Here is a 12,871-nt window from a genome sequence, read left to right on the forward strand (position 1 = left end):
TGAGCAAAAAAAATTATATTTGGTCAAGTAAACATTCCTATGATTTCTTTATGAAAAACTTATTGATTATCTCTCTCATCCTGGTGGGGGCTTTAGTAGGATACATTATCTTTACCACGTTCACTTTTTCATCCAAACAGATCCAACCAGATCCAGCAGAAAAGATACTCATTCCAAATAGTGCGATAGAAAATTTTTCCAGAGCACTTTCGATTCCCACTATCTCTCATGAAGATCCGGCTAATTTTGATCCCAGTGCCTTCTATGAATTTGCCAGATTCTTAAAAGAAGCCTATCCGCTTTCTTCCTCACAATTAGAGATCACCTATATAAATGAATTCAGTATAATTTATAAATGGGAAGGATCTGATAATAGTTTACCTCCTATTATCCTAATGGGTCATATAGATGTGGTGCCGGTGGAAGATCCTACTCAATGGACAGAACCTCCCTTCAGTGGCAATATCAGAGATGGCAAAATATGGGGACGGGGAGCTATAGATGACAAAATAAGTGTAATAGGGAATATGGAAGCTGTCGAAATCCTATTACAGGAAGAATATAAACCCAACAGGACGGTCTACCTATGCTTTGGACATGATGAAGAAATAGGCGGAGAGAAAGGCGCTTCAGCCATAGTGGATCATCTTAAAAATAGGGGCGTAAATGCAGCATTTGTTTTAGATGAAGGATTCGCCATCACTCAAGGTATGGTCCCAGGAATTACTAAAGATGTTGCACTTATAGGAACTGCAGAGAAAGGTTTTGTGACTTTGGAACTATCTGTCAGCATAGAAGGGGGACATTCTTCCATGCCTGCCCATGAAACATCCATAGATGTCATGGCTAAAGCAGTCACTAAACTTAAGGACAATCCATTTCCCTACCTGATCAGTCAGCCGGTCCAGGATTTTATGGCATATGCCGGGCCTGAGATGAACTCTTTTACTTCCAGAATGGCTTTTGCAAATCCCTCCATCTTTCGCCCCCTAATCATATCCACGCTCAGTAAAGAACCATCCGGTAATGCCCTTATAAGGACTACGACCTCGCCCACCATTTTTAGAGCAGGCATAAAAGACAATATAATTCCTATCCAGGCAAAAGCCACTGTAAATTTCAGAACACTCCCTGGCACCACTATGCAAGATGTAAAAGACAGGGTCCTGACTTTAATAGACGATGACAGGATCGTAATAAAAGAAGGAACCTTCAACAGTGAAGCTCCAGGTTCATCCCAAGTAGAAACTTTTGGCTATGAAACCTTGCATCAATCTATCAAAGAAATATTTCCCCAAGTAATCGTAGCGCCTAATCTAGTGCTGGGGGCTACTGATTCGAGACATTATTACCCTATATCGGATCAGATTTATAGGTTTGTCCCCTTTTACCTGAACAAAGATAATATATCTACTTTCCATGGTACAGATGAACATTTGGCAATAAGTGATCTGGAAAATGCCATCCGATTTTATCGGCAGCTGATTTTAAATGCTACTAGCAAATAGCCAAATAAAGGGATACCTGATTAACTTATTTATCACAGAACTAGATAATAAGCCACAGGTAAAACCGGCTTACCTGTGACGTGGAGCATGCAAAGTATCTTTATTGGCTTCCTCTCCTTTTTTAAGAGATCTAATTAAATTATAGAAATTTAATCCCGGTTTCTTTTTCTGAAAGCTCCCATAACTTGTTGGCCACCTCTCTGTCCAGAGACCTGCGACTGGAATGCACGCGTTCGGGAGCCCCTTTTATTTCCCCAAACCCAGATGGCCCAAAATATTCTCCTCCTTTTACAGAGGGATCTAAAGCTGCTCTTAAGGTGGGCATGGCGCCCATCTTGGGAGGCTGAAGTAAAAGAGGTCCAATAGCCTTTCCTACTTTTACCATAAACGGAGGCAGGTACTGCATCAAATTAGTCATGGCCACACCGGGATGCGCAGCTACTGAAACTATTTTATAGTCTTTTTTATCCAGCCTTCTTTGTAGTTCATAGGCAAACATAAGGCACGCGAGTTTACTTTGACTATAAGCACCTTGAGCGTTATACTTTTTCCTCGAATGGAAGTCTTCAAAATTAATTTTCCCATTTTTATGGGCTATACTGCTTAAGCTCACCACCCTAGACCCTGGAAATCTGTTTAAAGTATCTATCAATAATCCAGTCAAAAGAAAATGCCCAAGATGATTGATGCCTATCTGGCTTTCAAACCCATCTTTCGTTTTCTGATAGGGAGGCATCATTAAACCCGCATTGTTTACCAACAAATCTAGTTGGTCATATTTATTCAAAAAATTTTCTGTAAACTTTTTGATGGCTGCCAGACTATTTAGGTCTAATAATAAAATGTCCAGCATCGCATTTGGATTCTTTTTGAGAATCTTTGCTTGAGCTTCTTCGGCTTTTTCCTGGTTACGAGCAGCCATAATCACTTTATAGCCTACTTTGGCCAATCCTTCTGCAGTCTCTAAACCCAATCCACTGTTAGCTCCAGTTACTATCGCTATCTTCCCTGACTGGGAAGGTATTTCTTCCAATTTAAATCCATTCATAGATTATTAACTTACGGAAACGTTAAGTGTTTTAAGAAAACAAGCTACTTTTTTATTGCCTATCTCTAGGAAGAGCCATATAGATATGACGGGTGATTTGATTTCCAAAGAAGAATATAAATTTAAAAATTGAATATTAACGAACCTATAGTATATCGCCAATATGCCTTAAGTAAAAATGGAAACACTACATTAAAATATTGTGAATAGATATCAGGTATTTATAAAGGCATATTCACTCCTCCAAACCTTCTTAGGTTATAGGTAAAGGTCACCATAAAGAACTGCCTGAGCACCTGAGTTCTGACATCTTCTATAAATACATCAGTAACATTTCTATTAATGCTTACATTTTGGTTGAGCAGATCAAAAACGGTCAATTTTATTTCTGCTTTTCGGCTGGGAGGAAAGCGGAATCCCAGATCCATATTCCAAAGCCAGATAGACTGGTCAAAATCTTCTCCCAAACCTGTATATAGGAGGTGATTCACATTATTGCTTAAAAAAAAGCCACCTGCAAAATTCCAGAAAAAGTCCAATCTGCTTCTCTGCTGATAAAAATTATTATTTAAACTCTCCTGCAGACTGCTTCTCACCATATTGTAGTTACCTTCAGATGATAGATTGAAGTCAATGTTTCGATTGATATTACTGCTCAGTACAAAGCCTTTACTTATCACCGTATTGGTATTGTTGTTTTTTTGACCGTTAATGATACCGGGTTGATTGGTTACCCTCAAGCTGGAATTGATATTCATATTGCTCCGTATCGCAGATATTGGGAAGCCATAATTCACATATGTTCTCACGTTCCAGAAGTTGTCCAAATTAACTGGTCTGCTTAATTGTCCCCCTTGACTAAGAAATACATCTCCTTGAAGTAAAGTATCCCTAGGAGCTATAAAGGTTTCATTACCTATAAAATTATTCGTTATTGACCCGGCAAAAAACACCATAAAAGACCTATTTGTCTCAGGATTGATCCTTCTAAAGCGGGTAAAAACCCTATGACTGTATTCCTGGTTCAGCTCGGGATTCCCCATGGATATCTGAAGGGGGTTGGAATTATCAAGTACATCCTGCAACTGCCTGATAGAAGGTGCGTCAGTATTAGTCCGGTAATTTACCCTTATGCTACTCATATCGTTGAACTCATAGGTAAGCACTGCCCTAGGCATAAAATTTCGAAAAGTCCTTTGTGTGTTCTCAAAACCGGGAAAGATCCTATCACTGTCGATATCAGCTATTTCATAACCTAAGTCTGTAAATATTCTTAGGTTATTTTTATTGTACCTATATCCCAGGCCCATTCTTTGGGTCTGATAAACATTATCAAATTCATTGGTCAAAGTGCTGTCCAGTCTTACTATGCCTGTCTCTTGCTCCTGACGCAAGACTTCCTGACGTGTCTGGGAGGCGTTATTTGATATTCTATAATTTGCCCTCAGCTGCGCATGTTCTGTAAGGGGTTCGGTCACGGTGAAGTTAACATTGTAATTCATGCCACTGGACCTATTATCGGAAAATTGGATGAGACTATCCAGATTACCGGTTACGAAGTTTTGATTGACTGCCACCAGATCCGCTCTATTCAGATTATTGAAAGCTCCTGTATAAATATTGGTAGAAAATGTTCTCCCAGGTTTATTGAAGCGATAGCGATAGGTCAAAGAATTACCAAAATTTAGGTTTTCTCTAGTTGAAATGGTCGTATTATTATTCTGACTGATGGGGTTATTTCTATCAAAGAGGTTTATAGCTTCCAGCTGGTTAAGTGCATCTGCTTTTTCAAAGCTTAACCGAGGACGAATTATAAGACTATGATGGTCATTAATACGGTAGTCTATACGCATATTAAACCGGTGATTTTGACTTTGGTTCTGATTGGACCTATTTTCATTATATAACTGCAGGCTGTCATTTGGTAAAATATATTCCCTGGATGAATTTCTGTTGAGGACATTATCACGATCGTTGAAAAGATAACTAGCAGATAGTTTTAATTTATTATCCAGATATTCATCGGAAAAATTCACACCTATTGCATTGGTTCGGGTGATACCAGGTTGCTGCCCTACAGAAAGCCCATCACCCCCTCCCCGTCGGTTATCACCCCCCATTGCGCCGGCCAGTTCGTCCGCTGCAAAATTCTGTCTATTAATATTATTACTAAGACCGAGGATAGTTAGCCGCTGAGCTTCATTAAAGAAATTCATATTTCCACCGGCATTGTAATTATTATCAGTACCATATCCAGCATAAAATTTACCAAATCGCCCCTGCCTTCTTCCTTTTTTGGTGATGATATTGATTGTTTTGACAGTCTCTCCATCATCAAAACCGGTAAGTTGTGCTTCATCTCCCTGTCTGTCTAAAAATTCTATCCGATCAATTACCTCAGCTGGCAGGTTTTTGAGTGCGGCGGCAGGGTTATCACCAAAAAACGGCCTTCCATCTACCAATATTTCCTCCACATTTTCACCCTGTACCTGGATTACGCCATCCTGAATGATCACACCAGGCATCTTTCTGACCAGTTCGTCCGCATCTGCTTCAGGTCTTGTTTTGTATGCTGATGCATTAAAAGATACTGTATCCCTTTTAACCTCCCCTGAAAGAACCGGTGCACTGATTTCAAATGCTTCCAAAAGCTCGCCTTCATCCTCTACAAAAAATCTTCCCAGATCACCTTCCACATTGTCACTGAGCTCTTTTCGGAGCGTTTTATACCCTACATAGGTAATTTCTATTATAAATTGTTTTGCCGAAGGTTTGGTGATTTTGAACTTTCCATCAAAATCAGTCACTGCAGTCTGCAGCGTCTCTCCTTCCTTTGATTTAAAAAAAACATACGCCCCGAATACAGGCTCCTCAGAGCCATCTTCCAGGACAGTACCGGTTAGTTCCCTTTGTCCATATGCTTCCCAACAAAAAACAAAACAGAAAAAAAAGAAAGTCAATAAAATTCTTCGAAAGGGCATAACCAAGGAAATAATGGGTTTTTATTTGATCTGCAATCTCAAATTTTATCATGGCTATAACTATAGATTTTATATTAAGAATCTTAAAGAAGTTTAAATGGTTATTGTGACCATAAGTATGGTGAAAATAATCAATTATGCTATCCGAAGTATATAGCCTTAAACCTTTTATCTATCCGAATTTTAAACTGATGTTCTCAAAAAGAATATTTTTTTTACTGAAACAAAGGTATTTAGGCTTCAAAAACAAAAAATCTTCAGCTGACTATTTGCATTAAATAAAAAGAGCCCCTACATTTGTGACACCTTAAAGCAAAGCAACGGCTAAAAGGTAATAAAAACTGGCCGATGGTGTAACTGGCAACACGTCTGGTTTTGGTCCAGAAGAGTCCAGGTTCGAGCCCTGGTCGGCCAACCAAATCTCTGTTTACAATCGTAAACAGAGATTTTTTTTTGATTTCCATCACTCCTTAGCCAGCCATTTAAAAACTTAGCGGCGGCGCATTATTTCATGATGACATAAAAATAAGGACATGAATCTACCTTCTTCTTACTAAAACAAACTTTTCATAAATAAGCTTAATATCCTCATAAAGACTTTTTTGAAGGTAAAGATGTTCTAAGGGAGTTATATTAGGAATAGGTTGATGGTGATGGCGGTGGTGGCCCTTGTCGGATGCGCTATGTTCATGTTCATATCCTGGCACCTCCACAAAATTATCATCCCACTCACCAAGAAGTGATAAAATATCAGTATATAGACCATCAGATGGAGCATATACTGACTCTTTTTCCATTAGTACATCCAACTCCCTCCTTAGCTTATTGGCCTCCATATGATAATAATAAGCTTTCTCCAGATTACGATCTACCTCATTCGAACAACTAAGCAAGGAAACCAATAAAGTAAATAACATAAAGTTACATCTGATTATATTCTTCATACTAGAGTGTTAAAGTTTTTTCAAATTATAAAAATCTATATTAAAAATGCAACATTATTGCAATTATAAATTGATTATTATCAAAAAATGCAAGCTTTAAATCCAGCAACAGCAGCACTACAGCAGTCCAACCGAAATATATACTTGCTGCTTTAAAAACTAAAAAGCAATAACCCAGATGTAAATTAGAAGCAACCTTATCCTATTATAATTTCACTTTGCCGTTCAGCATGAATGAGGGGGCATAAATGGAGAATAGACAGCAATAGGCTTACGGTTTATTGGAATTTTATTACATTTGTCCTGATCTACAAATAATGCTCAATCCCAAAACATTAATAACTCATGCCCGAGGTTAAAATCTTCTCAGGAACCTATTCCCGTCAATTGGCCGAGTCTATAGCCAGCAATTATGGCCAGCCGCTAGGACAGCTTACCATCTCCAAGTTCAGTGACGGAGAAATGTCTCCCAGCTTTGATGAATCTATAAGAGGATGCACGATATTTCTAATCCAATCTACCATGCCGTCCGCGGACAATCTGCTAGAGCTCTGCCTGATGATTGATGCTGCCAAGCGTGCAAGTGCCTATAAGGTGGTAGCTGTGGTCCCCTACTATGGATATGCCAGACAGGACAGAAAAGATAAACCTCGTGTTTCCATAGCAGCTAAACTGGTCGCTAACATATTGATGTCAGCGGGGGCAGATAGGATTATGACATGCGATCTACATGCCGGTCAGATTCAAGGTTTTTTTGATATTCCTTTGGATCATTTGAATGGTTCAGCTATCTTTGTGCCCTATTTGAAAAGCTTGGCGCTACCTGACCTGATTTTCGCAGCTCCTGATGTAGGAGGAGTGGGAAGAGCCAGATCTTATGCCAAGCATTTTGAAGTAGAAATGGTAGTCTGTGACAAGCACAGAAAACGGGCTAATGAAGTGGCCTCTATGCAGGTCATAGGAGAAGTGGAGGGTAAGGATGTGGTACTGATAGACGATCTTATAGATACAGCAGGCACCATGTGTAAAGCAGCTGAGATCATCATGGACAAAGGAGCCAAATCAGTTAGGGCGGTAGTGACCCACGGTGTATTGTCCGGAAAAGCTTACGAAAACATCTCTAATTCTGTACTTGAAGAACTTGTAATTACTGACACTATCCCCATGACCCAAAAGTCAGATAAGATAAAGGTGCTCAGTGTATCTAGTTTATTTGCCAAAGCAATACATGCCGTAACAGGAAACGATTCCATCAGCGCGCTGTTTATTTAATAGAATTTACTTTAATAATTTATACTCAAATTAAAATTTATGAAATCAATTGAGATTATAGGGTTTAAAAGAGCAAATCTTGATTCGGCTGAGCTTACTCAGATCCGTGAAGAAGGAAGTGTGCCCTGCGTAGTTTATGGACCAGGTATCAAGGAACAGATCCACTTCCATTCCCCTGCTATCCTTTTTAAAGATCTAATCTATACTGCTGACGTACACATGGTGGACTTGAACATAGAGGGAACCAAGTGTAAGGCTATCCTAAGAGAAGCCCAGTTTCACCCGGTAAGTGAAGTTTTGCTTCATGCTGATTTCCTTGCATTCAGTGACAAAAAGGCCATCAAAATGGATATCCCAGTCAAAATCACTGGTTCTTCTCCAGGTATTCAAAAAGGTGGTAAACTTGAACTAAAATCAAGAACGCTATCCGTAAAAGGATTAGCCCATGACTTACCTGATGTAATTGAAGTAGGAATAGGACATCTGGATTTAGGTAAATCTGTAAAAGTATCTGAAGTCAAAGCTGAAGGATTTGAAATTCTTACCAACCCTAATGTCTCTATTGCTACCATCGGTATACCAAGAGCACTTAGAGGTAAGAAAGCTGATGCCGACGCTTAATCTTTAATAAAATATATTTTAAATCCTGCCTCCTTAAAAGAGGCAGGATTTTTTGTTCTCGGTAGTTGGAAACCATAGAAACATGCAGTCAATAATACATCTCTAAAATGAAATATTTAATCATAGGATTAGGAAATATAGGGCCTGAATATGAACTGACAAGGCATAATATAGGCTTTCTCACCGTAGACAGACTAGCAGATCAGGAAGGGGTGAGCTGGACCAGTAATCGCCTGGCCTTCACGACAGATTTTAAATACAAAAGCCGTCATATTCACATGATCAAGCCTACTACGTATATGAACCTGAGTGGCAAGGCGATGAACTATTGGATGAAAGAGCTTAACATCCCCAAAGAAAATGTGCTAGTAATTGTAGATGATGTGGCACTCCCCTTTGGCAGCCTCCGGCTCAGAGGAAAAGGATCATCTGCTGGACATAATGGACTAAAAAACATAGAAGAACTTACTGGTGGCCAAAACTATGCTCGGTTAAAGTTTGGCATTGGCGATGATTTCCCCAAAGGAAAGCAGGTGGATTATGTTCTCGGCAGATGGAGAAAATCCGAAATAGAAGAATTGCCCATATTTATGGATAAAGCCATTGAGATGACCAAAGCTTTTTGTACCATAGGCCTTAACATGACCATGAGCCAATACAATGACTGATTGGCAAGGTAGTTGATCATGCTACCATGACTTATAAGTAGGGAAATGTATTTTTTTAGCCCACTATAAGGTAGATCATAAATAAACTATCACAAAAACAACAATAATGGAAATTATAAATTTGGGAATCCAGATAGTCCCTAAAAGCAAAACCCAGGAAAGTTATAGCCTGGTAGACAAGGCCATTGAGGTCATCCAGGATTCAGGTGTAAAATTTGAGGTGACCCCCTTTGAAACAGTCATGGAAGGACCTCAGGAACAGCTTATGGCCATAGCCATGGAAGCCCAAAATGCGGTATTCAATGCTGGAGCAGAAGAGGTTTTAATCTATTACCGCATCCATATAAGAAAAGATAGCAACGTCACTATCGATGAAAAAACCGATAAGTATAGAAATAAATAATTCCCCTCCTGTCATTGATATGACAGGAGTATATTTTTAAAATAAAACACAAATGATTTTTTTCTGGCATATACCTGTACTCCACCGAACCGTGTGTAAAATTTGAGATAAAGATATTTTAAAATCAAATCTAAAAACAAACTCCCCTAGCCATTTATTATATAATGTATAAGCCAGTAAAGGACAGCAGTTGGTATTACCTACCCAAATCGATATATATCAGCTGTTTTCAAGTGACTATAAGGGGACCATTCCGCATATAATAAAAAGAGACATAGCTATATTAGAGATAGAAATCTATTTAGTTTCTTAAAATAACTCAAAGTTTACAAGTGTTTGATATTCAAACCAAATTTTCTTCTTACCTTTGCTCCTCAATTTAACATATCATGCAGAGCATACGTAACATCGCGATAATCGCACACGTTGACCACGGTAAAACCACTTTGGTGGACAAAATCATTCACGTATCTAAAATCTTTCGTGAAAACCAACAATTTGACGATCTAATCCTTGACAGTAATGATTTGGAAAGAGAAAGAGGTATCACCATCCTTTCCAAAAACGTGTCAGTAAGATATAAAGATACTAAAATCAACATCATAGATACGCCTGGTCACGCCGATTTCGGCGGTGAAGTGGAGCGGGTATTAAAAATGGCTGATGGGGTCATCCTGCTTGTGGATGCCTTTGAAGGACCTATGCCACAGACCAGATTCGTATTGGGTAAGGCCCTGGATCTTGGCTTGACTCCCATCGTAGTGGTCAATAAAGTAGACAAAGAAAACTGTAGACCTGATGAGGTACATGAGTCAGTATTTGACCTGATGTTTAACCTTGATGCTACAGAAGAGCAATTGGATTTTGTGACCATGTACGGTTCGGCCAAAAACAACTGGATGGGTCACGACTGGAAAAACCCTACCGATTCTATCCTACCCCTTTTAGATGCCATCGTGGAGCATATCCCTGCACCTATTATAGATGAAGGCACGCCGCAAATGCAGATTACTTCTCTTGATTATTCTAACTTCGTAGGTAGAATAGCTATAGGAAGAGTAAAAAGAGGCACATTGAACGAAGGGGCCCAAATGATGCTCTGTAAGGCAGATGGCGTTTTCAAAAAAGTAAAAATCAAAGAGCTTCATGTTTTTGAAGGCTTGGGTAAAGTGAAGGTTTCAGAGGTAAAAGCCGGTGATATCTGTGCAGTGACAGGTATAGAAGATTTTGAGATCGGAGACACGTTAGCTGATGCAAACAATCCAGAGCCATTAAAAAGAATCTCTATAGATGAACCTACTATGAACATGTTGTTTACTATAAACAACTCTCCGTTCTTTGGTAGAGAAGGTAAGTTTGTTACCTCTCGTCATTTGAGAGACAGACTTTTTAAAGAAATGGAAAAAAACCTTGCCCTAAGAGTAGAGCCTACTGATAACGAGGACAAATTCTTAGTCTATGGTAGAGGTATACTTCACTTGTCAGTTCTAATAGAGACGATGAGAAGAGAAGGCTACGAACTACAGGTAGGTCAGCCCCAGGTAATCTATAAAGAAGAAGATGGACAAAGACTCGAGCCTATAGAAACGCTTGTAGTAGATGTACCTGAAACTACAGCAGGTAAAGTGATCGAATTGGCTACCCAAAGAAAGGGGGAACTGTTGATCATGGAGCCAAAAGGAGATTTGCAGCACCTGGAATTCAGAATTCCTTCCAGAGGCCTTATCGGACTTAGAAACAATGTGCTTACCGCTACACAAGGTGAAGCCATTATGAACCATAGGTTTTCTTCTTATGAACCTTTTAAAGGCCCAATACCTGGCAGGGTAAACGGCTCAATCATATCAATGGAAGGTGGTCAGTGTACTGCCTATGCTATAGATAAACTTCAGGATAGAGGTACTTTCTTTGTAGACCCAGGAGATGAACTTTATGGTGGTATGGTAATAGGTGAACATAGCCGTGATAATGACATCGTGGTAAATGTCCAAAAAGGAAAAAAACTTACCAACATGAGAGCTTCTGGTTCTGATGACAATGCTAAAATTGCGCCAGCCAAAAAGTTTTCTTTGGAGGAATCCATGGAATACATCCAGAAAGATGAATACCTAGAGATCACTCCTAAATCTATCAGGATGAGAAAAATTTATCTTGATGAAGGTGAGAGATCTAGAATGGAAAAGAAGACAAATTAATAGTCCGCGGACGACAGAATATATGAAAAATCCCCTTGACAGAAGTTGAGGGGATTTTTTTATGTCTTATTATGTTTGGTGATGATAGTTCTATAGCTTACCTTAAATTAAGCTCTATTTTTTTTGATAGGTCAATATAGGGTTTTGACAGGCAATAGAATAATTTCTCACCATACCATCATGAGAAGATAAGTCAAATTCTTCTGTACCTGGACTGCAGCCACCTGCCAGCCCATCTCCGGTAGTGAAAGTTAACTTCAACAATAATTTTACCGGCCTGGATAGATACAGTGGAGCATCTTCCACCATGTAAGTTCCGGAAGCATTGAGATTGCCCGAAGATGTAGTCCTGGTTTTGGCAAACTTTCCGTCTGATCTAAAAACATATACTTCCTGCCACTCTAAGTCCTCTCCTTCTCTGATCACTTCTGTACCTACATAATGGTGACTCTGTATAAGTTGCCACTCCCCTACCACTTCTGATGCCGGCTGATTATCCTCTTGACATCCAGGGAGGAATATTATAACTGCTATTATGTAAAATATTTTTTTCATAGAAAGCCCTTTTTAAATATTCATCAAGACGTACCGTAATAATGAAATGGCTCAAAAGAATAGATATTTACAGAAAAATTATCGACTGCCACCAAAATCAGCCTTGGTATAATATATATCCGGTGCACCACAGGGCGCCCCTTCATGTAGGAGTTCGACATCTGTGACATGGATAATGATTTCTCGATCCGCATGGCAGCCTTCTATAAGCTCTTCGCCTACAGCAAAGGTAAGTTCATAAGCCAGCCCTTCCCCTGATTCTCCTGCAGGATGCGGCACGGGTGAGAAAGTGCCAGAAGCTTCTGCCAACTCTCCGTCAGTTAGTCTGGCCTTTTGAAAGGTCCGATCTGCGAAAAACCAATATACGTTATCATATGGTAAGTCATTTGCTTCCAGTACCTCGCCGTCTATCATACGGACAATAAGGTATACTCCCTCCACGCCAAGCTCTGGCAGTGGTTCTTCCCTGTTGCATCCGCTTAAGCTTATAATAAAAATTGCCAATAATAAATGGGGAATACCTATAAATTTAAAATTTTTGCACATATCAAATTTTTCTATATCCAGCATCCTAACAATTTAGTAAAAAAGTTTGGTTTAACCTTATGGGCAGAATAAAATAGTAAATTCTATATGGAGCAAAAACTTTGGTATTTTTATGAGTAAATTATATAAT

Annotated in this window: 11 protein-coding genes and 1 tRNA gene; 7 read left to right on the forward strand and 5 right to left on the reverse strand. The window is 39.2% G+C overall.

From position 1 onward, the window contains the following. Positions 1-50 precede the first annotated feature (50 nt). Positions 51-1,508, forward strand: coding sequence for a M20 family peptidase (locus tag EL17_RS04110; protein WP_035070546.1), 1,458 nt, complete (start codon positions 51-53; stop codon positions 1,506-1,508). 139 nt (positions 1,509-1,647) lie between these two features. Here EL17_RS04110 and EL17_RS04115 read toward each other — a convergent pair whose 3' ends face one another. Beyond that, the gene (locus EL17_RS04115; protein WP_035070549.1) at positions 1,648-2,556 is read right to left on the reverse strand and encodes an oxidoreductase; all 909 of its coding nucleotides are present in this window, start codon (positions 2,554-2,556) and stop codon (positions 1,648-1,650) included. A 221-nt stretch (positions 2,557-2,777) separates the two neighbouring features. After that, positions 2,778-5,537 (reverse strand): outer membrane beta-barrel protein, encoded by a 2,760-nt coding sequence (locus tag EL17_RS04120; RefSeq protein WP_035070552.1) that lies wholly within the window; start codon positions 5,535-5,537, stop codon positions 2,778-2,780. A gap of 342 nt (positions 5,538-5,879) precedes the next feature. Between EL17_RS04120 and EL17_RS04125 the strand changes: the two genes are divergently transcribed. Further along, positions 5,880-5,955, forward strand: a tRNA-Gln gene (locus EL17_RS04125). A gap of 121 nt (positions 5,956-6,076) precedes the next feature. On the opposite strand, the gene EL17_RS04130 is transcribed toward EL17_RS04125, so the two are convergent. Continuing rightward, entirely contained in the window at positions 6,077-6,481 is a 405-nt protein-coding gene (locus tag EL17_RS04130; protein WP_035070555.1) for a hypothetical protein, read from the reverse strand. A 345-nt stretch (positions 6,482-6,826) separates the two neighbouring features. Here EL17_RS04130 and EL17_RS04135 point away from each other — a divergent pair, with 345 nt between their 5' ends. The 5 genes from EL17_RS04135 (at position 6,827) to typA (ending at position 11,640) form a co-directional block, all read left to right on the forward strand. Continuing rightward, a complete protein-coding gene (locus tag EL17_RS04135) occupies positions 6,827-7,753 on the forward strand; it encodes a ribose-phosphate pyrophosphokinase (protein ID WP_035070558.1) in 927 nt (308 codons plus the stop codon). Positions 7,754-7,792: 39 nt separating this feature from the next. After that, positions 7,793-8,374 (forward strand): 50S ribosomal protein L25/general stress protein Ctc, encoded by a 582-nt coding sequence (locus EL17_RS04140; RefSeq protein WP_035070561.1) that lies wholly within the window; start codon positions 7,793-7,795, stop codon positions 8,372-8,374. A 107-nt stretch (positions 8,375-8,481) separates the two neighbouring features. Next, positions 8,482-9,042 carry an aminoacyl-tRNA hydrolase gene (pth, locus tag EL17_RS04145; protein ID WP_035070564.1) on the forward strand — a complete coding sequence of 187 codons (561 nt, stop codon included), beginning with the start codon at positions 8,482-8,484 and terminating at the stop codon, positions 9,040-9,042. Positions 9,043-9,148: 106 nt separating this feature from the next. Further along, a complete protein-coding gene (locus EL17_RS04150) occupies positions 9,149-9,445 on the forward strand; it encodes a thiamine-binding protein (RefSeq protein WP_035070566.1) in 297 nt (98 codons plus the stop codon). Positions 9,446-9,834: 389 nt separating this feature from the next. Beyond that, positions 9,835-11,640 (forward strand): translational GTPase TypA, encoded by a 1,806-nt coding sequence (gene typA, locus EL17_RS04155; RefSeq protein WP_035070569.1) that lies wholly within the window; start codon positions 9,835-9,837, stop codon positions 11,638-11,640. Positions 11,641-11,754: 114 nt separating this feature from the next. Here typA and EL17_RS04160 read toward each other — a convergent pair whose 3' ends face one another. Together EL17_RS04160 and EL17_RS04165 are read right to left on the reverse strand one after the other, a co-directional pair. Then, positions 11,755-12,195 carry a hypothetical protein gene (locus EL17_RS04160; protein ID WP_035070572.1) on the reverse strand — a complete coding sequence of 147 codons (441 nt, stop codon included), beginning with the start codon at positions 12,193-12,195 and terminating at the stop codon, positions 11,755-11,757. A 78-nt stretch (positions 12,196-12,273) separates the two neighbouring features. Further along, complete coding sequence (locus tag EL17_RS04165; RefSeq protein WP_035070575.1) at positions 12,274-12,765, reverse strand: hypothetical protein; 492 nt, start codon at positions 12,763-12,765, stop codon at positions 12,274-12,276. Positions 12,766-12,871 lie beyond the last annotated feature (106 nt).

The sequence above is a fragment of the Anditalea andensis genome (genome assembly GCF_000714815.1).
GTDB classification, from domain to species: Bacteria; Bacteroidota; Bacteroidia; order Cytophagales; family Cyclobacteriaceae; genus Anditalea; species Anditalea andensis.